The organism is Priestia sp. YIM B13551 (genome assembly GCF_042787905.1).
Taxonomy (GTDB): domain Bacteria; phylum Bacillota; class Bacilli; order Bacillales; family Bacillaceae_H; genus Priestia.
On the sequence record NZ_JBHZOX010000004.1, the window covers coordinates 150,084 to 173,765 of the forward strand.

Annotated in this window: 23 protein-coding genes and 3 other annotated features; of the genes, 19 read left to right on the plus strand and 4 right to left on the minus strand. The window is 39.5% G+C overall.

The window, feature by feature from the left end; all coding sequences use genetic code 11:
• Nucleotides 1–35 precede the first annotated feature (35 nt).
• From ytxC to ACFX4N_RS20480, 6 genes are all read left to right on the plus strand, one after another.
• Entirely contained in the window at nucleotides 36–896 is an 861-nt protein-coding gene (ytxC, locus tag ACFX4N_RS20455) for a sporulation protein YtxC (RefSeq protein WP_192099949.1), read from the plus strand.
• 60 nt (nucleotides 897–956) lie between these two features.
• Nucleotides 957–1,205 (plus strand) — a binding site (T-box leader).
• 44 nt (nucleotides 1,206–1,249) lie between these two features.
• The gene (gene thrS, locus ACFX4N_RS20460) at nucleotides 1,250–3,208 is read left to right on the plus strand and encodes a threonine--tRNA ligase (RefSeq protein WP_377262407.1); all 1,959 of its coding nucleotides are present in this window, start codon (nucleotides 1,250–1,252) and stop codon (nucleotides 3,206–3,208) included.
• A gap of 171 nt (nucleotides 3,209–3,379) precedes the next feature.
• Nucleotides 3,380–3,502 (plus strand) — a sequence feature (ribosomal protein L20 leader region).
• Nucleotides 3,503–3,571: 69 nt separating this feature from the next.
• Nucleotides 3,572–4,075: a translation initiation factor IF-3 gene (gene infC, locus ACFX4N_RS20465; RefSeq protein ID WP_013059427.1), complete on the plus strand. Its 504-nt coding sequence runs from the start codon at nucleotides 3,572–3,574 to the stop codon at nucleotides 4,073–4,075.
• A 21-nt stretch (nucleotides 4,076–4,096) separates the two neighbouring features.
• A complete protein-coding gene (gene rpmI / locus ACFX4N_RS20470) occupies nucleotides 4,097–4,297 on the plus strand; it encodes a 50S ribosomal protein L35 (protein ID WP_013059426.1) in 201 nt (66 codons plus the stop codon).
• A 39-nt stretch (nucleotides 4,298–4,336) separates the two neighbouring features.
• On the plus strand, nucleotides 4,337–4,696 hold the full coding sequence (rplT, locus tag ACFX4N_RS20475; protein WP_013059425.1) for a 50S ribosomal protein L20: 360 nt from the start codon (nucleotides 4,337–4,339) through the stop codon (nucleotides 4,694–4,696).
• Between the two features lie 60 nt (nucleotides 4,697–4,756).
• Nucleotides 4,757–5,017 carry a DUF1294 domain-containing protein gene (locus ACFX4N_RS20480; protein ID WP_013059424.1) on the plus strand — a complete coding sequence of 87 codons (261 nt, stop codon included), beginning with the start codon at nucleotides 4,757–4,759 and terminating at the stop codon, nucleotides 5,015–5,017.
• 18 nt (nucleotides 5,018–5,035) lie between these two features.
• On the opposite strand, the gene ACFX4N_RS20485 is transcribed toward ACFX4N_RS20480, so the two are convergent.
• A complete protein-coding gene (locus ACFX4N_RS20485; protein WP_013059423.1) occupies nucleotides 5,036–5,413 on the minus strand; it encodes a hypothetical protein in 378 nt (125 codons plus the stop codon).
• A gap of 132 nt (nucleotides 5,414–5,545) precedes the next feature.
• On the opposite strand from ACFX4N_RS20485, the gene ACFX4N_RS20490 reads away from it, so the two are divergent.
• Nucleotides 5,546–6,034, plus strand: a complete 489-nt coding sequence (locus ACFX4N_RS20490) for a dUTP diphosphatase (RefSeq protein ID WP_025750644.1) — start codon at nucleotides 5,546–5,548, stop codon at nucleotides 6,032–6,034.
• A gap of 77 nt (nucleotides 6,035–6,111) precedes the next feature.
• Nucleotides 6,112–7,197 carry a M42 family metallopeptidase gene (locus tag ACFX4N_RS20495; RefSeq protein WP_377262309.1) on the plus strand — a complete coding sequence of 362 codons (1,086 nt, stop codon included), beginning with the start codon at nucleotides 6,112–6,114 and terminating at the stop codon, nucleotides 7,195–7,197.
• 56 nt (nucleotides 7,198–7,253) lie between these two features.
• On the opposite strand, the gene sspI is transcribed toward ACFX4N_RS20495, so the two are convergent.
• Nucleotides 7,254–7,460 carry a small acid-soluble spore protein SspI gene (gene sspI, locus ACFX4N_RS20500; RefSeq protein ID WP_013059420.1) on the minus strand — a complete coding sequence of 69 codons (207 nt, stop codon included), beginning with the start codon at nucleotides 7,458–7,460 and terminating at the stop codon, nucleotides 7,254–7,256.
• A gap of 140 nt (nucleotides 7,461–7,600) precedes the next feature.
• Here sspI and ACFX4N_RS20505 point away from each other — a divergent pair, with 140 nt between their 5' ends.
• The 3 genes from ACFX4N_RS20505 (at nucleotide 7,601) to pheT (ending at nucleotide 12,166) form a co-directional block, all read left to right on the plus strand.
• Nucleotides 7,601–8,365, plus strand: a complete 765-nt coding sequence (locus tag ACFX4N_RS20505) for a TrmH family RNA methyltransferase (protein ID WP_155660679.1) — start codon at nucleotides 7,601–7,603, stop codon at nucleotides 8,363–8,365.
• 48 nt (nucleotides 8,366–8,413) lie between these two features.
• Nucleotides 8,414–8,649, plus strand: a binding site (T-box leader).
• Between the two features lie 54 nt (nucleotides 8,650–8,703).
• On the plus strand, nucleotides 8,704–9,738 hold the full coding sequence (pheS, locus tag ACFX4N_RS20510) for a phenylalanine--tRNA ligase subunit alpha (protein ID WP_013059418.1): 1,035 nt from the start codon (nucleotides 8,704–8,706) through the stop codon (nucleotides 9,736–9,738).
• 13 nt (nucleotides 9,739–9,751) lie between these two features.
• Nucleotides 9,752–12,166 carry a phenylalanine--tRNA ligase subunit beta gene (pheT, locus tag ACFX4N_RS20515; RefSeq protein WP_377262314.1) on the plus strand — a complete coding sequence of 805 codons (2,415 nt, stop codon included), beginning with the start codon at nucleotides 9,752–9,754 and terminating at the stop codon, nucleotides 12,164–12,166.
• Between the two features lie 33 nt (nucleotides 12,167–12,199).
• Here the strand turns inward: pheT and rnhC are convergent, their stop codons facing one another.
• Nucleotides 12,200–13,114 carry a ribonuclease HIII gene (rnhC, locus tag ACFX4N_RS20520; RefSeq protein ID WP_192099955.1) on the minus strand — a complete coding sequence of 305 codons (915 nt, stop codon included), beginning with the start codon at nucleotides 13,112–13,114 and terminating at the stop codon, nucleotides 12,200–12,202.
• 143 nt (nucleotides 13,115–13,257) lie between these two features.
• On the opposite strand from rnhC, the gene zapA reads away from it, so the two are divergent.
• From zapA to ACFX4N_RS20545, 5 genes are all read left to right on the plus strand, one after another.
• On the plus strand, nucleotides 13,258–13,518 hold the full coding sequence (gene zapA, locus ACFX4N_RS20525; protein ID WP_013059415.1) for a cell division protein ZapA: 261 nt from the start codon (nucleotides 13,258–13,260) through the stop codon (nucleotides 13,516–13,518).
• Nucleotides 13,515–14,072: a CvpA family protein gene (locus ACFX4N_RS20530; protein WP_014458067.1), complete on the plus strand. Its 558-nt coding sequence runs from the start codon at nucleotides 13,515–13,517 to the stop codon at nucleotides 14,070–14,072. Before zapA ends, ACFX4N_RS20530 begins: the two co-directional genes overlap by 4 nt.
• Before the next feature lie 198 nt (nucleotides 14,073–14,270).
• The gene (gene polX, locus ACFX4N_RS20535; protein ID WP_013059413.1) at nucleotides 14,271–15,983 is read left to right on the plus strand and encodes a DNA polymerase/3'-5' exonuclease PolX; all 1,713 of its coding nucleotides are present in this window, start codon (nucleotides 14,271–14,273) and stop codon (nucleotides 15,981–15,983) included.
• Between the two features lie 19 nt (nucleotides 15,984–16,002).
• On the plus strand, nucleotides 16,003–18,366 hold the full coding sequence (locus ACFX4N_RS20540; RefSeq protein ID WP_029320044.1) for an endonuclease MutS2: 2,364 nt from the start codon (nucleotides 16,003–16,005) through the stop codon (nucleotides 18,364–18,366).
• A gap of 181 nt (nucleotides 18,367–18,547) precedes the next feature.
• The gene (locus ACFX4N_RS20545) at nucleotides 18,548–18,955 is read left to right on the plus strand and encodes a DUF350 domain-containing protein (RefSeq protein WP_013059411.1); all 408 of its coding nucleotides are present in this window, start codon (nucleotides 18,548–18,550) and stop codon (nucleotides 18,953–18,955) included.
• Nucleotides 18,956–19,106: 151 nt separating this feature from the next.
• On the opposite strand, the gene ACFX4N_RS20550 is transcribed toward ACFX4N_RS20545, so the two are convergent.
• Nucleotides 19,107–20,213, minus strand: a complete 1,107-nt coding sequence (locus tag ACFX4N_RS20550; RefSeq protein WP_013059410.1) for a 5-methyltetrahydropteroyltriglutamate--homocysteine S-methyltransferase — start codon at nucleotides 20,211–20,213, stop codon at nucleotides 19,107–19,109.
• A gap of 211 nt (nucleotides 20,214–20,424) precedes the next feature.
• Between ACFX4N_RS20550 and ACFX4N_RS20555 the strand changes: the two genes are divergently transcribed.
• The 3 genes from ACFX4N_RS20555 to ACFX4N_RS20565 all read left to right on the plus strand — a co-directional run bounded on the left by ACFX4N_RS20555 (nucleotide 20,425) and on the right by ACFX4N_RS20565 (nucleotide 23,673).
• Nucleotides 20,425–22,122: an AMP-binding protein gene (locus ACFX4N_RS20555; RefSeq protein ID WP_041816625.1), complete on the plus strand. Its 1,698-nt coding sequence runs from the start codon at nucleotides 20,425–20,427 to the stop codon at nucleotides 22,120–22,122.
• Nucleotides 22,123–22,235: 113 nt separating this feature from the next.
• Nucleotides 22,236–22,820 carry a fatty acid metabolism transcriptional regulator FadR gene (locus tag ACFX4N_RS20560; protein ID WP_013059408.1) on the plus strand — a complete coding sequence of 195 codons (585 nt, stop codon included), beginning with the start codon at nucleotides 22,236–22,238 and terminating at the stop codon, nucleotides 22,818–22,820.
• Nucleotides 22,821–22,899: 79 nt separating this feature from the next.
• Entirely contained in the window at nucleotides 22,900–23,673 is a 774-nt protein-coding gene (locus ACFX4N_RS20565) for an enoyl-CoA hydratase (RefSeq protein ID WP_013059407.1), read from the plus strand.
• The last annotated feature ends 9 nt before the right edge of the window (nucleotides 23,674–23,682 follow it).

Below are 23,682 nucleotides of genomic sequence, written 5' to 3' on the forward strand. Positions count from 1 at the left end.
ATTAATAAAGCGTGTCCAAAGGGGGGCTATGAGGAATGAAAATATTCTTTAAATATGTAGAAGACGCAGTCGTTGTATATGAGTCTTTATGCGCGAAGCGAAGCGCTTTATCATATGGTTCACAGTGCTTGAAGCTGGTGAATAATCAGCTTTTAGTCATTGATGAGACATACAATAGAGAGGCCGTTTTACAAGACATGGTGATACCGGTATTAACCCACGTAATTTTAAAAAAGAAAGAAAAAAAGATGATGGTAAACATATTAAAAGAAGAATTTTTCTATTCAGAAGAGGAAGAGCAAGATTTGCTGCTTCAAATTATGGGGGGGATTATGGAAGGAGAGAGAGGCGAAATTCCGCAAAAAACATTTTCTCTTCCAAGAGAATTACTTATCCGCCAGGCTCTTCAAGACTTCTTCATTCATAATGTAACATTCACCTTTGAGTCTTTTCTCCAATTCCGCTTAAAAGAATATCAAGAGCGGCTGCGCTATTATGCCGAGCTGGCGATTGATGAATATAAGCTTGAACAAGACTATCAAATTCTTATTCATCAGCTGCGTCAAGCAGCTAATGAAAGACAGTTATCTACAGGCGATGTGTATGTAATGCACTTGAATAAAAACAAGTTTGTGTTGTACGACCACAATAGTAGATATGTTCCTGAACGTGAATGTGCAGCTCTAGCAGAGGCCTTTTTATCTGAACAAGAATCATTATACATAGACTCAACTATTATCGCGCCTTTGCTAAGTTTATCTCCAGCTGCTATTCATCTGTATAGCGACCAGCATGATCATGATTTTGTTTATACCATTCAAAATATCTTCCAAGAAAAAGTTATGTTATACGAAAAAAATGAATTTCCGTTTGATCAAAAGCAAAATATAACGTGAAAGGTTGATTTCTATTTTGAAAATGAATATAATAAATGCATATTGAAAAACAGCTATATGTTACAAGTTATGATGAGGACATGAGTGTATATTTACGGTTTGTAGAGAGGGAGATCCAGGCTGGAAATCTCCTAACACGGAATATATTCTTACCACCTCTAAACTTCAGTAGTAAACGAGCAGAGCCTCTAGTAATTACTGACGGAATTTCCGTTATAAAACCTCGAGCCGCTTCGGGTTCTTTGGGTTATCCAAGATACGAAGAGGAAACAAGGGTGGTACCGCGTGTATACACAACTCGTCCCTTTTGATAAGGGACGAGTTTTTTGTTTTTACAAAAAGTTTATTCAGTTATGTTAAAGGAGTGGAAAGTTGTGTCAGAAGTAATCAAAATGACATTTCCTGATGGAGCTGTTAAAGAGTATCCAAAAGGATCATCAACAGAAGATATTGCGGCTTCTATTAGCCCGGGATTAAAGAAGAAAGCATTAGCAGGCAAAGTAAACGGCGAGCTGCTGGATTTACGTACGCCAATTGAACAAGATGGCAGTCTTGAAATCATTACGCCAGATGCTCCTGAAGCGCTTGAAATTATGCGTCACAGTACAGCGCATTTAATGGCTCAAGCAATCAAACGTTTGTACAAAGATACAAAAGTACAGCTAGGTGTAGGGCCGGTTATCGAAAACGGTTTTTACTATGACATCGATATGGAAGAATCAATTACTCCTGAAGATTTAGGTAAAATTGAAAAAGAAATGAAAAAAATCGTTAATTCAAATATTGAAATTGAACGAAAAGAAGTTTCTCGTGAAGAAGCCATTCAACTTTTTAAAGAAGTTGGCGATGAACTAAAGCTTGAATTGATCGATGCGATTCCAGCAGGTGAAAAGGTTACGATTTACCAACAAGGCGAATTCTTTGACCTTTGCCGAGGCGTGCACGTGCCGTCAACAGGCAAAATTAAAGAATTTAAACTATTAAGCGTGGCGGGTGCTTATTGGCGCGGAGACAGCGATAATCAAATGCTGCAGCGTATTTACGGTACAGCATTCTTTACAAAAGCAGATTTAGACGAGCATCTTCGTCTTCTTGAAGAAGCAAAAGAACGTGACCACCGTAAACTTGGTAAAGAGCTAAACTTATTTACAAATTCTCAAAAAGTAGGACAAGGTCTGCCTTTATGGCTTCCAAAAGGTGCGACGATCCGCCGTATTATCGAGCGTTATATCGTAGATAAAGAAGTAAGCCTTGGTTATCAGCACGTTTACACTCCAGTGCTCGGAAGTGTAGAACTTTACAAAACGTCTGGTCACTGGGAGCACTACCAAGATGACATGTTCCCTGCAATGGAAATGGATAACGAAGACCTGGTTCTTCGTCCGATGAACTGTCCTCATCACATGATGGTTTACAAACAAGGTATTCACAGCTATCGTGAGCTTCCAATCCGTATTGCTGAGCTTGGAACGATGCACCGCTACGAAATGTCAGGAGCATTATCAGGACTTCAGCGTGTTCGAGGCATGACACTAAATGATGCGCATATCTTTGTACGTCCCGACCAAATCAAAGAAGAATTTATTCGTGTAGTTCGCTTAGTTGAAGCGGTTTATAAAGATTTTGGATTTGAAAATTATTCATTCCGTCTATCTTACCGTGACCCTGCAGATACAGAAAAATACTTTGATGATGATGCAATGTGGGAAAAAGCACAAAGCATGTTAAAAGACGCGATGGATGAGCTTGACCTTGATTATTATGAAGCTGAAGGAGAAGCGGCATTCTACGGTCCAAAACTAGACGTTCAAGTTAAAACAGCTCTTGGTAAAGAAGAGACGCTATCTACGGTTCAATTGGATTTCTTACTTCCTGAACGATTTGATTTAACGTATGTAGGAGAAGACGGAAAACAACATCGACCGGTTGTTATTCACCGCGGCGTGGTGTCAACAATGGAACGTTTTGTAGCTTTCTTAATCGAAGAATACAAAGGAGCTTTCCCAACGTGGTTAGCACCTGTACAAGTTCAAGTGATTCCGGTATCACCTACCGTTCACCTTGAGTATGCAAAAGAAGTGCAAGAACAGCTTCAGCTGGCGGGTATTCGTGTGGAACTTGATTCTCGCGATGAGAAAATCGGCTATAAAATCCGTGAGGCTCAAATGCAAAAAATTCCTTATATGCTTGTTGTAGGGGATAAAGAAGTAGAGGATAAAGCAGTAAACGTACGTAAATACGGTGAGCAGAATTCAGAAACAGTGGACTTCCAAGCCTTTTTACAAAATGTAAAAGCAGAAGCATCTCGCTAATGAAAAAAGCAGAGAATTGAAATTCTCTGCTTTTTTATGCAACATTTATAAAAAACTGTTGCATAAATGTTTTTCCTTTGATACAATAATTTTTGTTGTGAAAAAAGAACGAAATCATTGACTTTTGTCTTTGTTGATACTATAATAGCTTAAGTAATTGAATACTTGTTTATACAGAAGAAGAAGCACCCGCTTCTCACCTGAGTGACGCATAGAGCAGTTAGCAGGTACATCGTATCTTAATTAAAACGATAGAAGTGTGGGTGCAGTATGTACTCACACTTTTTTGTGTGAGTTAATAATCGGTCTAAGCAAGCGTATTCGCTCATTAAACCTTGGAGGTGGCTACTTATTAGCAAGGACATGATGGTAAACGAGGGCATTCGAGCTCGCGAAGTTCGTCTAATTGATCAAAACGGTGAACAATTAGGAATTAAATCAAAAAATGAAGCATTAGAAATTGCTTCACGAGTAAATCTTGACTTAGTAATGGTTGCTGCAAATGCGAAACCGCCGGTATGTCGTATTATGGACTACGGTAAATTCCGCTATGAGCAACAACGTAAAGAAAGAGAAGCTCGTAAAAACCAAAAAGTTGTAAACTTAAAAGAAGTTCGTTTAAGTCCAACAATTGATGAACATGATTTTAACACTAAACTTCGTAACGCACGCAAGTTCCTTGAAAAAGGTGACAAAGTGAAAGCGTCTATTCGCTTTAAAGGTCGTGCCATTACTCATAAAGGGATTGGCCAAAAAGTACTTGAACGTTTTTCACAAGCTTGCGAAGATGTAAGTTCAGTTGAATCGGCTCCTAAAATGGAAGGCCGCAGCATGTTCTTAGTCTTGGCACCTAAAAACGAAAAGTAATAGAACGAGGAGGAACACCCCATGCCAAAAATGAAAACACATCGTGGCGCTGCAAAGCGTTTCAAAAAGACTGGAAGCGGTAAATTAAAACGTGCTCGTGCTTACACAAGCCATTTATTCGCTAACAAATCTACAAAACAAAAGCGTAAATTACGTAAAGGTTCTTTAGTAAGCAAAGGTGACTTCAAACGTATCCGTCACTTATTAGATAACATTAAGTAATTTGGGTTGAGATAGAAACAATACAGGAGGTAAACAATTATGCCACGCGTAAAAGGCGGTACAGTAACACGCAAACGTCGTAAAAAAGTTTTAAAATTAGCTAAAGGTTTCTTCGGTTCGAAGCATAGATTATATAAAGTTGCTAATCAGCAAGTTATGAAATCTCACATGTATGCTTATCGTGACCGTCGTCAGAAAAAACGTGACTTCCGTAAATTATGGATCACACGTATTAATGCAGCTGCTCGTATGAACGGTCTTTCTTACAGCCGTTTAATGCACGGTTTAAAATTAGCAGGTATTGAAGTTAACCGCAAAATGCTTGCTGACTTAGCTGTAGCTGATGAAAAAGCATTTGCTGAATTAGCAACTGCTGCTAAAAAAGGCTTAGATAAGTAATGAATATAAAGTCTCGTCATCTTTAGATGATGAGGCTTTTTTGCTATCGGAGGACATATCATGAATGAACTGCTGCTTACCTATTTTATTGTTATTAATATAGTAGGGGTAGGAATGATGTATAGAGATAAACAAAAAGCGAAAAGACATGAGTGGAGAATTGCCGAAAGCACACTGTGGACGGTAGCTGCTATCGGAGGAGCTCTTGGAGGACTGATTGGTATGTATTGCTATCGTCATAAAACGAAGCACACATCGTTTACAGTAGGTTTTCCTATTCTTGCTGCTCTTGATTTACTTTTCTTTTTTGTTATCAGCTGAGCACAAATGATTTTGTGCTCAGTGTAAAAATTCTCGAACGGGGCTTTTCCAGCGAATAGGAGCATTTGGATACATGTCGTGTACGTGGCTTTCCAGCAGCTTGAAATCTTGTTTTTGCAGTTCATGTAATCGAGCTGGATCTGTTAACACCATTGTAATTGACAAAGATTCTGGTTCATTGGGATTGCTGTATTTTTCTCCTTCAAATAAAATACCTTTATACGTTAGTAGAAAATTTTTGCGGATATTCGTTTTTTCATCAACGACAAAAAATTGCTGATGTTCCTGAGCTGCTACAAGCTTCCGCTTTGGACTGCGAAAATGCTGAACCAGCTTTAATAGTGTGTAAGCAACAAGCGCGAAAATGAACACGCGAACGATAACAATAACAAACATAACGCTCCCTCCTTTACAAGGCACAGTTTTCTTACTTTACGTTCGAGTCTCTAAAAAGTTTCATGATTTTTGATATAATTTCTTTATTGGTTTAAAAAGAAGAAGATATACATAATTACAGGAGTGATTACATTGAATTTACAACAGCTATTTACCATGCAGCGCCAGCTGGATCAGCATATAGAGGATAAGCATGAGCTTCATAAGGAAGATTTGATTCCGAGAAAGCTTTTAGCACTGCTTGTCGAAATGGGAGAACTGGCAAACGAAACGCGCTGCTTCAAATTTTGGAGCGTCAAACCTCCGGCTGAAGACGCTGTTATTTTAGAAGAATTTGTGGACGGCGTACATTTTATCCTTTCTTTAGGGATTGAAAAAGGATACGATGATTTAACTGAGTTACCAAATGCAAAAGCAAGTGATTCAAAAACAGCACAATTTTTACAGGTATTTGCACAAGTTGCTGCTTTCGAGCAGGATCAGTCGAAAGAAAACTATGTGGACATGTTTGTATCTTACATGACGCTTGGCGATATGTTTGGTTTTTCCGCTGAACATATTGAAAAGGCGTACATCTCAAAAAATGAAGTGAATTTTAAACGCCAAGAACAAGGATACTAGAAATAAAGGGATGGGAAATTTTACTTCAACCTCTTTTTAGCTATAATAGAGGTATACATATGAAAGGGGTAATCCATATGAAAAAGTTAGATGAAACATTGACGATGCTTAAAGCACTAACAGATGCAAAAGGAATTCCTGGCAATGAGCGTGAACCGCGTGAGGTTATGAAGAAATATATTGCACCTTATGCAGATGAAGTAACGACGGATGGGCTAGGCAGTTTGATTGCAAAAAAAGTGGGCAACGAACAAGGGCCTAAAATTATGGTAGCCGGTCACTTAGATGAAGTAGGCTTTATGGTGACTCAAATTGATGAACGCGGCTTTATTCGTTTTCAAACGGTAGGCGGATGGTGGTCTCAAGTTATGCTTGCTCAACGCGTAACCATCGTTACATCTAAAGGAGAGGTAACGGGGATTATTGGCTCAAAGCCTCCTCATATCCTTCCTCCAGAAGTTCGTAAAAAGCCCGTTGACATTAAAGATATGTTCATCGATATTGGTGCCTCTAGCAGAGAAGAAGTAGCGGAGTGGGGAGTGAAACCTGGTGATCAGGTTGTGCCTTATTTCGAATTTACGGTTATGAACAACGAAAAGATGCTGCTAGCGAAAGCCTGGGATAACCGTATCGGCTGTGCAATCGCTATCGATGTATTAAAAGCTTTAAAAAATGAAACACATGAAAATGTTGTGTATAGTGTAGGAACGGTGCAAGAAGAAGTTGGACTTAGAGGTGCAAAAACATCCGCTAACTTTATTGAACCGGATATTGCATTTGCTGTTGATGTCGGTATCGCTGGAGATACACCTGGTGTTTCTGATAAAGAAGCATCTTCTAAAATGGGAGATGGTCCGCAAATCATTTTATATGATGCTTCCATGGTTTCTCATAAAGGACTTCGAGATACAGTGGTAAATGTGGCAGATGAATTAAATATTCCATATCAATTTGATGCAATCGCTGGAGGCGGTACGGACTCAGGTTCTATCCATATTTCAGCTAACGGGGTGCCAGCACTTTCGATTACGATCGCAACTCGTTATATCCATTCTCATGCAGCGATGCTTCATCGTGATGATTATGAAAATGCAGTTAAATTAATTGCGGAAGTAATTAAACGCTTAGACCGAAATACGGTGAACGCAATTACGTATAATTAAAAAAAGCTCATTCTCCTAGGAGAATGAGCTTTTTGTTGTACATAGGAAAAGGCTATTTATTTTAAACCGTTTTCAAGCGTTGTCAGAATTTCTTCTTTTTCTGATTCTGGAGACTTTTCCCAAAGCACCTCAAATAAAACACCAAGTCCAGGGAGCATTTTTTCTTCACCGCTTTGAATAGCGTCAGAAATTGTAGCTTCAAGCTCTTCTTTTGAGTTTCCTGAAACGTTTGCAATAACAGCATTTCGTAAATTAAGATCCATCATTTTCACCTCAGCTATCGTAAAGTTACCAATAGTTTTTGTTTTCTTTGCGATTTCTATGTACAATAAAGTGAAACTTATCTAATGATTATTGAGCAAAATGTAATCGAACTATTTATTTTTGTATAGATAAAGGAGTTATGTTTGTGAAACAAATTGATTCAGTTAAAAATCCGCAGGTAAAAGCGTGGAAAAAGCTGCATAATAAAAAAGACCGTGATAAGCAGGGCCTTTTTATGGTAGAAGGCTTTCATTTAGTCGAAGAAGCTATCAAAAATAAGGATTGCGTAAAGGAACTAATTATACGCGAATCGATTGAAGTGCCAGCACAGTGGAACATAGATGGTATCGAAATAACCGTTGTAAACGAAGCAATAATTAAATTGTTATCTGACACAGAAACACCTCAAGGAATTATCGCTGTGTGTTTTCAAACGAAGCATGCAGAAATCATTCATACAGCACAGAAAGTATTGCTTTTAGATGCGGTGCAAGATCCAGGTAACCTAGGTACGATTATTCGAACCGCTGATGCTGCCGGAGTGGAGGCTATTATCGTTGGAGAGGGCAGCGTGGATGTGTACAACCCAAAAGTCGTTCGTTCAACGCAAGGAGCTATTTTTCACCTTCCAATTGTAAAAGGTGATTTACTCGAAATGATTTCACTGTTAAAAGAAAGAGAAATAGCAGTTTACGGCACGTCGTTACAAAATGGAAAGGTCTATACATGCGTAAAACCTTCAAACGAATTTGCGCTGGTTGTGGGAAATGAAGGAAACGGCGTAAGCGAGAAAGTGCTGGAACAAACGGATCAGAATCTGTACATTCCCATCTATGGAAAGAGCGAGTCGCTAAATGTTGCCATCGCTTCTGGAATCTTACTTTATTATTTACGCGGAATGTAGTTGCATCGAGAACGTGTTTTCACTATAATAATACAATAGTTACATATGTAAAAAACGATGAAAGAGAGCAGTAGCTTATGTCCGTTTATGCAGGGAGAAAATGCCGTGACTGAAAGCATTTTTATAAATGTAATAAGTGAATTCACCTCTTGAGTTGACACTTAGACCATCTTACATAGATGTAAAGGTGTTCCGGAGATTCCGTTAACTTGAATGAAGTGAACTGTATACGTCTGTGTATATAGTTAACAAGGGTGGTAACGCGACTAATCCTCGTCCCTTTTTTGGGAGGAGGTTTTTTTATTTGTCATTTTTTACGTTAAAAGGAGGAATAAGTGATGAAAGAACGTTTACAAGAACTTCAACAAGAAGCAATTGCAAAAGTCGAAACAGCAAGTGCTTTAAAAGAATTAAACGACGTACGCGTAGCTTATTTAGGAAAGAAAGGCCCTATCACAGAAGTACTTCGCGGTATGGGAAAACTTTCAGCTGAAGAGCGTCCTGTAATGGGAGCACTTGCAAATGAAGTGCGTGAAGCTATTGCATCTAAAATTGAAGAAAAACAAACGGCGTTAGAAGCAGCCGAGGTAGAGCGTAAACTTGCTTCAGAAACAATCGACGTAACGCTGCCAGGACGCCCTGTTAAAGCAGGTACGCATCACCCGCTAACAAGCGTGGTTGAAGAAGTAGAAGATTTATTCTTAGGAATGGGCTATGAAGTAGCAGAAGGACCGGAAGTAGAGCAGGACTACTATAATTTCGAAGCGCTGAACTTGCCAAAAGGTCACCCAGCACGTGATATGCAAGATACGTTCTATATTACGGAAGAAACGCTTCTTCGTACGCATACATCAACTGTTCAAGCTCGTGTTATGAACAAGAATGAAGGCAAAGGACCTGTTAAAATTATTTGCCCGGGCAAAGTGTACCGCCGCGATGACGATGATGCTACGCATTCTCATCAATTCATGCAAATTGAAGGTCTTGTAGTAGACGAAAACATTCGTATGAGCGATTTAAAAGGCACGCTTGAAGTATTTGTGAAAAAAATGTTCGGTGCAGACCGTGAAATTCGTCTTCGTCCAAGTTTCTTCCCGTTCACTGAGCCGTCTGTAGAAGTAGACGTATCGTGTGCAAAATGTGGAGGTAAAGGCTGTAATGTATGTAAACAAACAGGCTGGATTGAAATTTTAGGAGCAGGCATGGTTCATCCAAATGTCCTTGAAATGGCTGGATACGATTCAACTAAATATCGTGGGTTTGCTTTTGGAATCGGTGTAGAGCGTATTGCTATGTTAAAACACGGCGTGGATGATATTCGTCATTTCTATACAAATGATGTTCGTTTCTTAGATCAATTTAAACAAGTATAAAGGAGGGACTACGATGTTTGTATCTTATCGTTGGTTACAAGAGTATGTTGACTTATCAGGCGTAACGGCAGAAGAGTTAGCAGATAAAATCACAAAAAGTGGAATTGAAGTTGAAGGTGTAGAAAGCTTAAATAAAGGCATCAGCGGAGTGGTAATTGGTCACGTTGTAGAACGTGAACAGCATCCAAATGCTGATAAATTAAGCCGCTGTCAAGTAGAGCTTGGCGGAGGAGAAATCGTTCAAATCGTGTGCGGGGCACCGAACGTGGCACAAGGTCAAAAAGTAGCGGTTGCAAAAGTGGGAGCTGTACTTCCAGGTAACTTTAAAATCAAGCGTGCTAAGCTTCGCGGTGAAGAATCGAACGGTATGATTTGTTCTCTTCAAGAGCTTGGCATTGAAAGCAAGCTTGTGGCAAAAGATTATCAAGAAGGCATCTTCGTGTTCCCAAGCGATGCTGAAGTAGGAGCGGATGCACTAGATGCATTAAACTTAAACGATGAAGTATTAGAACTAGGGCTAACACCAAACCGTTCAGACTGCTTAAGTATGTTAGGTGTAGCACATGAAGTGGCTGCTATTTTACGTCGTGAAGTGAAGTATCCGTCAGTAAACGTGCAAACGTCTGATGAGCAAGCAGCTGATTATATTTCCGTTAAAGTAGAGGCAAAAGAAGACAATCCGCTTTACGTAGCGCGCGTTGTGAAAAACGTAAAAATTGCTCCGTCACCATTATGGATGCAAACGCGTTTAATGGCAGCTGGTATTCGACCTCATAACAACGTTGTTGATATTACCAACTATATTTTGCTTGAATACGGCCAGCCTCTGCATGCTTTTGACTATGATCGTCTTGGTTCAAAAGAAATTGTTGTACGTCACGCGTCAGAAGGCGAGAAGTTTGTAACACTTGATGACCAAGAGCGCGTATTAAAAGGCAATCAGCTTGTCATTACAAACGGAAGTGAGCCGGTAGCTCTTGCAGGTGTAATGGGCGGAGCGAACTCCGAAGTAAAAGACGATACGGTAAATGTTCTCATTGAATCAGCTTACTTCAAAGGCTTAACGGTTCGCCAAGCTTCAAAAGACCACGGTCTTCGCAGTGAGGCAAGCGCTCGTTTTGAAAAAGGAATTGATCCTAACCGTACGCGTGTAGCTGCTGACCGCGCAGCAGAATTAATGGCTGAATACGCTTCAGGTGAAGTGGTAAGTGGTACTGTAGAAGTGGATACACTAACTGTGGAACCTGCTGTTGTAGCTGTGTCACTTGGACGTATTAACGATGTGCTTGGTACAGAGCTATCAATGGAAGAAGTACAAGACATTATGAACCGTCTTCAATTTGAAAACAAAGTGGAAGACGAAACCATTGTTGTAACAGTGCCAACTCGTAGAGGCGATATTACAATTGAAGAAGATATCGTCGAGGAAGTAGCGCGTATGTATGGCTATGACAACCTTCCTACAACGCTTCCTGTAACAGTGGCAACTCCAGGAAAACTAACAGAGTATCAGCTTGGACGCCGTAAAGTTCGCCGTTTCTTAGAAGGTGCGGGACTAGCACAAACAACAACATATTCGTTAACGAGCGCTGGAAAAGCTACTCAGTTTGCACTAAATGCAACAAGTACGATTGGTTTAGCAATGCCGATGAGTGAAGATCGCAGCATCCTTCGTCAAAGCTTAGTGCCTCATTTGCTAGAAGCAGTGAAGCATAATAATGCTCGTCAGTCGGATTCTATTGCGCTATACGAAACAGGCTCAGTGTTCTTATCTAAAGGTGAAGGAGAATTACCGGATGAGCAGGAGCGCGTAGCTGGTGCAATCACGGGTCTGTGGCATGCTCACGGCTGGCAAGGTGAAAAGAAAGTCGTTGATTTCTATGTGATTAAAGGTGTACTAGAAGGGTTATTTGCACAGCTTGGTTTGGAGAAACGAATCTCATATGCTCCCGTTAAAAAAGACGGTATGCACCCTGGACGTACAGCGGCTGTATGGTTAGATGAAAAAGAAATTGGATACGTAGGTCAAGTTCATCCTGTTGCTCAGAAACAATATGGTCTTCGTGAAACATACGTATTTGAATTACACCTTCAAGAGCTATTAGCTGCAGATGTCGAAGAAGTTCGTTATTCAGCTATTCCAAGATTCCCATCTATTACTCGTGATATTGCACTTGTTGTAGATAAAAACGTTCTTGGAGGAGAAGTTCAGCGCGTCATCTATGCGGCGGGCGGAGAACTTTTAAAAGACGTGACGGTATTTGATCTATATGAAGGAGAGCGTATGGAAGAAGGCAAGAAATCTGTAGCTTTCTCTTTACGTTACTTAGATCCTGAACGTACATTAACTGATGAAGAAGTAGCAAAAGCACATGGTGCAGTGTTAGAAGCTGTAGAAAAAGAATTTGGTGCAACGCTTCGTTCATAAGAATAAGAAAAGAGATGTGGATTTCCACATCTCTTATTTTTTAGCTAATTTTAAAGCTTTTTCTGTATTAGCAAAATGAATTTTAGCTAAAGAGTTCAGCGCATTCACGCCATGTTTCTTAATGATTTTAGCAGCGGCGATATCAACTTGTGCGCCAGCTCCGCGAGGAATAACCATCCCGGTCTTTTCCGTCAGCAAATCCATTTGTTTTAAAAATGCGTATCTGGCAATAATGGAAGCAGCAGCTACAGATAAATGAATGCTTTCTCCTTTTGTGCTGAAAAAGACATTTTCTTTGATAATTTCTTTTTCCTTTACCACGTGTTTATAATAGGTGTTTTTTTCGACAAACTGGTCAATTAAAATGGCATCGGGTTTTTCAGGATCCAATTTTTTTAACACGTTGGATAAAGCTTTGTTGTGTAACAGAGCTTTCATTTTACCTTGTGACATGCCTTTTTCTTGAAATGCATTATACTTTTCGTTATGTAAAACAAGCAAACTATAGGGAATAAACGAAACAAGCTGCTTGGCAATTTCAATAATTTTAGCATCCGTTAACTCTTTTGAATCTCGTACTCCTAATTCTTTTAACAAAGGAAGCTGCTCTTTTTGAACATAGGCAGCAACTACGGTCATAGGACCAAAATAATCTCCCGTCCCTACTTCGTCAGAACCGATGACCGATAGTGAGCTGAAGTTTGATGGGAGGTGGGAGACAGGAGCCTTTTTCGCAGCATCTAAAGAGCCTCCCCACTTAGCCGCTTCTGTTTCAGCTTCTTTTCCTTGAAAAAGTACTTTTCCAGAGCGGTACGCAGTGATAGAACAGCCGGGAGTTTTAGCCGCAAACATACTTCCCTGCGGCAGTTTGGGCTGCAAATAGGATGTGTAATGAAGCTTCATTTTAGCTATTTGATCAGCTGATACCTTAATAACAGCATGTGACATAATGCTTCACTCCTTTCGGGGGATTTTAGTTTACTTTATAAGCACTATCCCTTATGATAGCTTAAATATAGATATGTTTCCATTGAAGTCTTCTTCGTGGTATGATAGGGATTAGGATTTTTCGTGGAACGGAGGATTTTCTCGTGTCAAGACAAGATAAAACACGTGCGACAGTTGACATCTTTGGTCAGCAGTACAGCATCGTCGGTAGCGAAAGTACAAGCCATATTCGACTTGTCGCCTCTATAGTGGATGAAAAAATGCGTGAAATCAGTACTAAAAACCCTTCTTTAGATATCAATAAATTAGCAGTATTAACAGCTGTGAATGCTGTACACGAATATATAAAACTGAAAGAAGACTATGAGAGACTTGAACAAAAACTTTATGGAAAAGAGGAATGACTGAGTCAATGCTTAATATCATTTTAATTATATTGCTTCTTTTAGGCTTTGTAACAGGTCTTAAAAGAGGATTTATTTTGCAGCTCATTCATATTGTCAGTTTTGCGGTTTCGTTTATCGTCGCTTATATGTTTAGTGGAGATTTGGCAAGCCGACTTCGCTTGTTGATTCCGTTTCCGGACAATATTCAGCAGCAAAGTGTCGCATCGTTTGTATTTGATTCTGGAACGATAGAAGACGCTTTTTATCGAATGATTGCATTTGCGATTTTATTTTTTGCTACTCACATTGTACTTCGCCTTGCAGGCTCTGTTTTAACGGCTTTAACCGAACTGCCAATTCTGCGCCAGTTAAATAAATGGGGCGGAGGTGCACTTGGATTCGTTGAAGTGTATATCATCGTTTTTATTTTGTTATACATTGGAGCCGTGATTCCTGTAAGTGAAATTCAAACGCCAATTCAACAGTCTTCAATTGCAATCAATATCGTACAAAATACTCCATACTTATCGTCTGCGATTCAAGATTTGTGGACTCAGTATGGTGTAATGTAATGAAATTACAATAGCTTGTTGAGAGGGTGTGTCGAAAGTGTCATAATACTTTTGAGATACCCTCTTTTTTTATCGCAGTCTAATCTGCGGTTTTCACGAGGATAAAAGTATGTCTATATGAAAATTTGAGAGAGTAAATATGTCACTCATCATGTTTTTGAAAGTTTCGTTATTATGATAATAGGCTGGTGAAAAGAGATGAATAAAAAGGATATTATTAAATTGTTAGAAACAATTGCTACATATATGGAATTAAAGGGAGATAACCCTTTTAAAATTTCTGCTTTTCGAAAAGCAGCTGCAGCGCTAGAAACGGACGAAAGAACGCTGACAGAGATTGAGGATTTTACAAAGCTCCAAGGGATTGGAAAAGGAACGGCTGCAGTCATTACAGAGTATATGGAAACAAATGAGTCAAGCGTATTAGAAGAACTAAAGCAAGAAGTTCCTGAAGGACTTATTCCTTTGCTTAAGCTGCCGGGGCTTGGAGGTAAAAAAATCGCTAAATTATATAAAGAGCTAGATATTCGAGATATGGAATCACTGCATCAGGCCTGTATGGAAAATCGAGTGCAGGGACTAAGCGGTTTTGGTAAAAAGACAGAAGAGAAAATTATCGCTGCTATTGAAGAGTTTGGGAAGCGTCCTGATCGTTTGCCTCTTGCTTTTATGCTTCCAATAGCGGAAGACATTTTAGAAGCCCTTAAACATATGCATAGCATTGAGCGTTTTTCTCAAGCAGGGAGCATTCGCCGCATGAGGGAAACCGTAAAAGATCTTGATTTTATTATTTCAACAGCTGAGCCTCATGCTGTCCGTGAACAGCTAGTATCGCTGCCAAATGTGAAGGATATCATTGCAAATGGAGATACAAAAGTATCGGTAACGTTAGCCTATGAGTACGATGTGTCTGTGGATTTTCGTCTTGTAGAAGATAAAGCGTTTGCCACAACGCTGCACCATTTTACAGGATCAAAAGATCATAATGTGCGTATGCGTCAATTAGCAAAAGAACGCGGTGAAAAAATTAGCGAGTATGGCGTTGAAAATGCGGAGACAGGCGAAGTCATGACTTTTGAGTCTGAACAAGCATTCTATGAACATTTTGGGCTCTCTTTTATTCCGCCGGAACTTCGTGAAGATGGAACGGAAGTAGATGCATTTATAAAGCCTCAAAAGCTTGTGACCTACGGTGCCGTAAAAGGTGATTTGCATATGCACTCCACGTGGAGCGACGGGGCGTATTCGATTGAAGAAATGGCGGAAGCATGTCGCGCGCGAGGCTATGAGTACATGGCGATTACAGACCATTCTCAGTATTTAAAAGTAGCTAACGGTCTAACGCCTGAACGCATTCGTAAACAGCGTGAAGAAATTAATCGTTTAAACGCACAGTTCGATGATTTTACAATACTAGCAGGAATTGAAATGGATATTTTGCCTGATGCAACACTTGATTATGATGATGAAATGCTAGCTGAGCTAGATTTTGTTATTGCGTCCATTCACTCTAGTTTTTCGCAATCACGCGAAGAAATTATGAATCGCTTAAAGCAAGCGTTAAACAATGTTCATGTAGATTTAATCGCTCATCCGACGGGTCGTTTGATTGGTCGCCGCAACGGATATGATGTAGATATTGATATGCTAATTGAATTAGCTAAAGAAACAAAAACGGCTCTTGAACTAAACGCGAATCCAAACCGTTTAGATTTAGCGGCTGAGCATATAAAAAAAGCCCAAGAGGCAGGAGTTAAAATTGCTATTAATACAGATGCTCACAATCTAGACATGCTAGAGCATATGGAAATTGGAATATCTACGGGAATTAAAGGCTGGCTTAAACCAGAAACGGTATTAAATACGTATAGTCTCAAAGAATTAACCGCCTTTTTAAATCGACATAAATAAGCAACAGGAGGAATCAGTTTTGCAATCACGTATTTTTCATGTACTAGAGTTTAATAAAGTTAAGGAACAGCTTCAGAAAAAAGTAGCTTCTTCTTTAGGCCGAGAAAAAGTAGCGAATTTGATTCCCTCGACTCAGTATGAAGAAGTAGTCAAATGGCAGGAAGCAACAGATGAAGCTACAACCGTGCTGCGATTGCGTGGCAACGTACCGCTAGGGGGCATTTTTGACGTTCGATCTAGCGTGAAGCGCGCTGAAATTGGGGGAACGCTAAGCTCTAATGAACTTCTTGATGTAGCAAGCACTATTTATGCTGCAAGACAAGTCAAGCAATTTATCGAGCAAGTAGTGGAAGACGAAGATTTACAGCTTCCAATTATAACTGAACATATCGAAAAACTAATGCCTCTTCCTGAGGTAGAACAAACAATTAAAATGAGTATTGATGAGAATGGTACAGTGCTAGACGGTGCAAGCGACCAGCTAAGAGGCATTCGTCAAAAACTTCGCTCAACGGAGTCTCGTATTCGCGAAAAGCTAGAGAGCCTTATTCGCTCCTCGTCCGCTCAAAAAATGTTGTCAGATGCAATTGTTACCATTCGAAACGAACGTTTTGTTATTCCTGTTAAGCAAGAATATCGCAGTGCGTATGGAGGCATTGTGCACGATCAGTCTTCATCTGGAGCAACTTTATTTATTGAGCCTCAGGCGATTGTGACGTTAAACAATGAGCTTCAAGAAGCAAAAGTAAAAGAAAAACAAGAAATTGAGCGTATTCTCATTGCTTTAACCGTTCAGGTAGCGGAAGTGGCAAATGAACTCCGTCAAAACGTGTATCTGTTAGGTGAGCTGGACTTCATGTTTGCTAAAGGGCGCTATAGCCATGAGCTAAAAGCTTCAAAACCTAAAATGAACGACCGAGGCTATATTAAGTTAGTGAAGGCAAAACATCCTCTTATTGCACAGGAAGACGTCGTTGCGAATGATATTGAGCTAGGTGATCAATATACATCTATCGTTATTACAGGGCCAAATACCGGCGGTAAAACCGTAACGTTAAAAACACTTGGATTATTTACGTTAATGGCTCAAGCAGGTTTGCAGATTCCTGCGCTGGATGGATCGGAAATGGCTGTGTTTAAGCACGTATTTGCTGATATTGGAGATGAGCAGTCGATTGAACAAAGTTTGAGTACCTTTTCATCTCATATGGTCAACATTGTAGATATTTTACAAAAAGTAGATCACGAAAGTCTGGTCTTGTTCGATGAATTGGGAGCAGGAACGGATCCTCAAGAAGGTGCAGCGCTTGCGATTTCGATTTTAGATCAAGTATATGAAAGAGGCGCTCGCGTAGTTGCGACTACTCACTATCCTGAATTAAAAGCGTACGGCTATAACCGTGAAGGAGTGGTCAATGCTAGCGTAGAGTTCGATATTGAAACATTGAGCCCTACTTACAAGCTGCTGATTGGTGTACCGGGCCGAAGCAATGCTTTTGAGATTTCAAAACGTTTAGGTTTAAGTGCTGAAGTAATTGAACGTGCCAAAGGCTATATTGGCTCAGAAACAAATAAAGTAGAAAATATGATTGCCTCTCTTGAAGATAGCCGCCGTCAGTCTGAACACGAGCTAGAAGAAGCTGAAGAGCTAAGAAAAGAGGCTCAGAAGCTTCATAAAGAGTTACAGAGTCAGATTATTGAGTTTAATGAAAAACGAGATAAGCTGTACGAAAAAGCTGAAGAAAAAGCTCAAGCCACAGTTAAAGCAGCATCTGAAGAAGCAGAGAAAATCATTAGCGATTTGCGTAAAATGAGTCAAAAAAATCATGCGCTTGTAAAAGAGCATGAATTGATTGAAGCGCGTAAGCGTCTAGAAGATGCAGTTCCAACTCTTGAAAAAAGTAAAAAGAAACCAGCTGCGCCGAAAAAACAAGAGCGCACTCTTCAAGCTGGAGATGAAGTGAAAGTCTTAAGCTGGGGACAAAAAGGAACGCTTGTAGAACGAGTAAGCAATAATGAATGGCAAGTACAAATGGGGATCATGAAAATGAAGGTGAAAGAAAAAGATCTCGAATATATCAGTTCCCCAAAACCTGTAGAAACAAAGCCGCTTGCTACGGTAAAGGGAAAAGATTATCACGTAAATCTAGAACTGGATTTAAGAGGAGAGCGCTATGAAAATGCGCTGATTCGAGTTGAAAAATATATTGATGATGCTTTGTTAGCCAACTATCCGCGCGTTTCGATTATCCACGGTAAAGGAACTGGAGCTCTTCGTAAAGGCGTACAGGAATATTTGAAAAATCATCGTTCTGTTAAAAATATTCGTTTCGGAGAGGCTTCTGAAGGAGGTTCTGGCGTTACGGTTGTGGAATTTAAATAAAAGAACGCTGAAATAAAAGTGTCAGTCGATGCGCTGAACAAGCATATATGAAGATAGAAAATCCGACATGGCTCATGGACTATGCTGGGTTTTCTATGTCTTTTAAGAACGATACAAGTAAAGGAAAGAGACCTGTCAGTTCATTACGTCAAGTGTAATATAAATTAGGAGTGATGCAAAAATGAGGGATTTTTGGAAAGACCCGTATATTGAATCTGCCGCTTATTACAGCGTGGTTGTCTTGAGCATTGTCGTCTTTCTTGTTGTGTTTGAGCTCGTTACTAAGTATAAGAATTGGGAAGAGATTCAAAAAGGAAATATGGCTGTTGCGATGGCAACAGGTGGGAAGATATTTGGATTAGCTAATATTTTTCGCTATTCGATTGAGCATAATGACAACTTGTTAAGAATGCTCGGATGGGGAATATATGGGTTCGTTCTTTTACTAGTCAGCTATTTTATTTTCGAATTTTTGACGCCAAAATTTCGAATCGATGATGAAATTGAACAAGATAACAGAGCCGTTGGGTTTATTTCACTTGTTATTTCAATCGGTATGTCCTATGTAATAGGAGCAGGGATAGGATAGGAGAGAGTCATGGAGAAGTTAGCGAAAATTTTACTCGTTTTATGCGGAGTGTTTATGCTTATTGGTCTTATCTATTTATCTATATAGCTTTTCCTAACATTATGATGACAGCAAAAAAGCTGACCTTAAAGCAGGTCAGCTTTTTTAATGATTACTTCCATACGTCTTCAGTAATTGAAATCACGTGCTTTACTTTATCCCACTGCTGTTCTTCAGTTAGTAAATTTCCTTCTTCTGTAGAAGCAAATCCGCACTGGGGACTTAAACAAATTTGATCAAGAGAAACAAATTCTGCCGCTTCAGCAATTCTTTTTTTCACTGCTTCAGGATCTTCTAAATCTCCAAATTTTGATGTGATAAGACCAAGGACAATCTGAAGATCATCTCGCTTTACATGTCGAAGAGGTTCGAATCCTCCTGAGCGTTCATCATCAAATTCTAAAAATAGTCCATCTACGTTTAACTGACTGAAAATAGCTTTTGACGCATTTTCATAACCGCCGCTTGCTGTATAAGTAGACTGGAAATTCCCTCTGCAAATATGCATTGTAATGACCATATCATCTGGCTTATGCGCAATGGATTCATTGATCGCATCCGTAAAACGTTTCAGTAATTCTTGGGGCGTGAAACCTTTTGAAGCGATTTGTTCTTGTCCTTTTTCTGAGAAAAAGACTGCCCACGCAGTATCATCTAACTGTAAGTAGCGGCATCCGGCATCATAAAATGCTTGAATGGCTTTTTGATACGTTTTAACTAAATCAGCAAAAAATACATCCGTATCCGAGTAAGCAGACTCTTCAATATGACCTCTGAAAAACAGCATATTAGGACTTGGAATGGTGAACTTAGCTACATGTTCTTTTCCAGCAGCTTGATGAAGAAATTTATAATCTTCAATCATAGAGTGGTGATTAAAATCTAGTTTTCCAGTCACTTTTATACCGTGAGCTTTTGTTTGGACTCCGTGAAACTGAATTCCTGACTCTGCTTCGTAAAGTTCTACGCCAACAAGCTCTGACAGAAAATCAAAGTGCCACCACGCACGGCGAAACTCACCGTCTGTGACGGCTTTTAATCCAATTTGTTTTTGCTTTTCTACGAGCTTACGAATTTCTTCATCTTCAATTGCTCGAAGCTGCTTCTTTGTCATTTCCCCGTTTTCCACTTGTAATCGTGCTTGCTTGATACGCTCGGGACGCAAAAAGCTTCCAACGTGATCTGCTTTAAACGGTCCTTTAGTCAATGTTGTTGTCAATTCATACAGCTCCTTAAAAAAATCTAATTTTTATTATATACAAAAGATTCGGATAATGTACAGGGGTAAATCTAATTTTTATTTATTACGCTGCAGGATGAAAGAGTGATTAGGTAGGAAAGAGAACATTCAATAACGATTGCATCTAAAAAAAGAATGAACTATAATTTTAATTAGAAAATTCTAATTTTTTATTTTTTTGAGGGAGAGGATGCGTGTGGAATCCACCGAAAAGATATGGCTTTCTCAATATCCAGATGAAATACCTGCTAGGCTTCATTATGAACAAAAAAATTTAGCACAGCTTTTTGAAGAAGCAGTTCAAAAGGATCCTAAAAAAAGCGCAATCTATTTTCTAGGGAAAAAAATGACGTTTTCCCAGCTGCATCAAGATTCTCTGAAGCTGTCATCTTACCTTATTAAACTGGGATTAAAAAGAGGGGATAGAGTAGCCATTATGCTTCCAAACTGCCCTCAAGCTGTCATTTCCTTTTATGCTGTTCTTCTTGCCGGAGGAGTAGTCGTTCAAACAAACCCTTTGTATACGGAAAGAGAGTTAGAGTATCAGCTTAATGATTCAGAAGCGACCATGATTATTGCACTCGATTTGCTATATCCGCGTGTAGTAAAAATGAAAGCGTTAACAAAGATAAAGCACGTAGTCATCACCTCTATTCAAGATTATCTCCCATTTCCCAAAAACATAATTTATCCATTTATTCAGCGCAAGCAGCAGAAGATAAGCGTGGATGTGAGTCATACGGAGACTACTCATTTATTTAAACGTATTATAAATGAATCCTCTCCCGCAGTATGTAACGCTGAGGGAATTTCAGACGAAGATATCGCGATTTTACAATACACCGGGGGAACAACAGGTTTTCCAAAAGGAGTCATGCTTACTCATAAAAACTTGGTAGCTAATGCAACGATGTGCTCACATTGGTTATACCGCTGCAGGCACGGAGAAGAAAAAGTGCTTGGAATTATCCCGTTTTTTCATGTGTATGGTTTAACAACGGTTCTTGTTCTATCGGTTTTGCAAAACTATGAGATGGTTCTTCTGCCTAAATTTGATGCAAAAACGACGCTCAAAACCATTCATAAGCAGCAGCCTACTTTATTTCCAGGTGCTCCGACAATTTACATTGCATTATTAAACCATCCTGGTTTAGCAAAATACAACCTATCTTCTATTGATTCATGTATGAGCGGTTCGGCTCCACTTCCTGTGGAAGTGCAGGAGCAGTTTGAAAAGCTCACCGGAGGTAAACTAGTGGAAGGATATGGATTAACGGAAAGCTCTCCTGTTACTCATGCTAATTTTCTTTGGAAAGAGAGAATACCAGGAAGCATTGGAGTGCCTTGGCCAGACACAGATGCCAAAATTCTCTCGTTTGAAACAGGTAAAGAAGCTGCTGTAAGCGAAGTAGGAGAAATTGCGGTTAAAGGTCCTCAGGTCATGAAAGGATATTGGAAGCAGCCTGAAGAAACGGAGGCTGTTATGCGAGACGGATGGTTGCTAACAGGTGATGTTGGCTATATGGATGATAAAGGTTATTTTTATGTAGTAGATCGGAAGAAAGATATTATTATTGCCGGGGGATATAATATCTACCCTCGAGAAGTTGAAGAAGTATTATATGAGCATGAAAAAATTCAAGAAGCTGTAGTGGTGGGTGTTCCTGACCCATATAGAGGAGAAACGGTGAAGGCTTACATTGTATTAAAAAATGGTGTAAGATGTACTGAAGAAGAGTTAAATGAGTTTTCTAGAAAGTATTTAGCTGCTTATAAAGTTCCGCGCCTTTATGAATTTCGAAATGAGCTTCCCAAAACAGCGGTCGGTAAGATTCTGCGACGAGCGCTGATTGATGAAGAAAATGAAAAGCATAAAAAGGCGACGTAATCGATCGTCGCCTTTGATTTTTTTTACTGAAACATAATTGACAGATACTTGCGGTTTCTTTATTATAAAGATATGAATGAATAATCATTCATATTTTAAAGGAGCGTATAAGATTGAGAAGAAATAAGCCAAAGTATAAACAGATTATCGATGCAGCTGTAGTAGTAATAGCAGAAAACGGATACCACAATGCTCAGGTTTCTAAAATTGCTAAGCAGGCTGGAGTTGCAGACGGTACGATATATTTATATTTTAAAAACAAAGAAGATGTCTTGATTTCCTTGTTTCAAGAGAAGATGGGACAATTTGTAGAAAAAATTTATGAAGAACTGGCGGGAATTGAAACCGCGGCAGAAAAACTTCATGTGTTAATTGACAAACATTTTTCGTTTCTAGCGGAGGATCATCATTTAGCTACAGTGACACAGCTCGAACTGCGTCAATCGAACAAGGATTTAAGATTGAAAATTAACGATGTATTAAAAGATTATCTGACTCTCATTGATTCTATTTTGCAGACAGGAATCGAAACGGGTGAGTTTTCTGAAAATATAGATATTCGGCTTGCGCGACAGATGATTTTTGGAACGATTGATGAAACTGTCACAACATGGGTAATGAACGATCATCGATATGGTCTAATAGAATCGGTAGATAAAGTCCATTCCCTGCTATTAAACGGCTGCAGCGGCTCATAATCGTAAGTGAGCCTGCTGCTCCCCTGCGAGGGGAAAAGCGCAAGGTAATGAAAATAGAAAGAAAGGGTGGCGTAAACAAATGGAGATTATCCAGGTTGAAACTGTTGATGCAATAAGCTTCATTACGTTGAATAGACAACCTGCTAACGCTTTGTCTCAAGATTTATTAAAAGATCTTTCAAGTGTTTTAAAACATTTAGAAGATAGTAAAGAGACAAGGGTTATCGTTATTAAAGGTGAAGGGAAATTCTTTTGTGCCGGGGCTGATATAAAAGAATTCACATCACTTCAGCAGGAAAAAGAATACGAGAAGCTTGCTGTTAACGGTCAAGAGCTCTTTGAGTATATTGAAAATTACCCAAAACCAGTGATTGCAGCTATTCATGGAGCTGCTTTAGGCGGAGGATTGGAGCTTGCTATGAGCTGCCATATCCGTTTGGTAACGGAAAATGCTAAGCTGGGCTTGCCTGAGCTTCAGTTAGGAATTATACCAGGATTTGGAGGAACTCAGCGATTGCCTCGTTATGTAGGAGTTCATAAGGCTTGTGAGATGATGCTGACAAGTGATCCAATATCCGGAAGCGAGGCAGTGGAGTTAGGATTGGCAAATGCAGCTTTTGAAGAAAGTCAGCTTATCAATGAAACATTTTTACTTGCTAGAAAAATTGCCAAAAAAAGCCCAATCTCTGTTAAAGCTACCTTGCAGCTGCTTCAGCATGTAAAAACAGATGCTTACTACAGCGGCATTAAAAAAGAAGCGCAGTTTTTTGGGAGCGTATTCAAAAGCCGAGATGCTCAAGAAGGCGTAGCTGCTTTTATTGAAAAGCGCCAGCCTAAATTTTTAGGAAAATAAGCTTAGGAG

What these genes read in the sequence shown, in the direction of transcription:
- ACFX4N_RS20530 (WP_014458067.1), top strand. Translation starts at nt 13,515, where the DNA reads ATGACTGAGTCAATGCTTAATATCATTTTAATTATATTGCTTCTTTTA.
- pheS (WP_013059418.1), top strand. Translation starts at nt 8,704, where the DNA reads ATGAAAGAACGTTTACAAGAACTTCAACAAGAAGCAATTGCAAAAGTC.
- rplT (WP_013059425.1), top strand. Translation starts at nt 4,337, where the DNA reads ATGCCACGCGTAAAAGGCGGTACAGTAACACGCAAACGTCGTAAAAAA.
- ACFX4N_RS20555 (WP_041816625.1), top strand. Translation starts at nt 20,425, where the DNA reads ATGCGTGTGGAATCCACCGAAAAGATATGGCTTTCTCAATATCCAGAT.
- ACFX4N_RS20545 (WP_013059411.1), top strand. Translation starts at nt 18,548, where the DNA reads ATGAGGGATTTTTGGAAAGACCCGTATATTGAATCTGCCGCTTATTAC.
- ACFX4N_RS20495 (WP_377262309.1), top strand. Translation starts at nt 6,112, where the DNA reads ATGAAAAAGTTAGATGAAACATTGACGATGCTTAAAGCACTAACAGAT.
- rnhC (WP_192099955.1), bottom strand. Translation starts at nt 13,114, where the DNA reads ATGTCACATGCTGTTATTAAGGTATCAGCTGATCAAATAGCTAAAATG.
- ACFX4N_RS20485 (WP_013059423.1), bottom strand. Translation starts at nt 5,413, where the DNA reads ATGTTTGTTATTGTTATCGTTCGCGTGTTCATTTTCGCGCTTGTTGCT.
- polX (WP_013059413.1), top strand. Translation starts at nt 14,271, where the DNA reads ATGAATAAAAAGGATATTATTAAATTGTTAGAAACAATTGCTACATAT.
- ytxC (WP_192099949.1), top strand. Translation starts at nt 36, where the DNA reads ATGAAAATATTCTTTAAATATGTAGAAGACGCAGTCGTTGTATATGAG.
- thrS (WP_377262407.1), top strand. Translation starts at nt 1,250, where the DNA reads ATGTTAAAGGAGTGGAAAGTTGTGTCAGAAGTAATCAAAATGACATTT.
- pheT (WP_377262314.1), top strand. Translation starts at nt 9,752, where the DNA reads ATGTTTGTATCTTATCGTTGGTTACAAGAGTATGTTGACTTATCAGGC.
- rpmI (WP_013059426.1), top strand. Translation starts at nt 4,097, where the DNA reads ATGCCAAAAATGAAAACACATCGTGGCGCTGCAAAGCGTTTCAAAAAG.
- ACFX4N_RS20480 (WP_013059424.1), top strand. Translation starts at nt 4,757, where the DNA reads ATGAATGAACTGCTGCTTACCTATTTTATTGTTATTAATATAGTAGGG.
- ACFX4N_RS20505 (WP_155660679.1), top strand. Translation starts at nt 7,601, where the DNA reads ATGTTTGTGAAACAAATTGATTCAGTTAAAAATCCGCAGGTAAAAGCG.
- ACFX4N_RS20565 (WP_013059407.1), top strand. Translation starts at nt 22,900, where the DNA reads ATGGAGATTATCCAGGTTGAAACTGTTGATGCAATAAGCTTCATTACG.
- sspI (WP_013059420.1), bottom strand. Translation starts at nt 7,460, where the DNA reads ATGGATCTTAATTTACGAAATGCTGTTATTGCAAACGTTTCAGGAAAC.
- infC (WP_013059427.1), top strand. Translation starts at nt 3,572, where the DNA reads ATGATGGTAAACGAGGGCATTCGAGCTCGCGAAGTTCGTCTAATTGAT.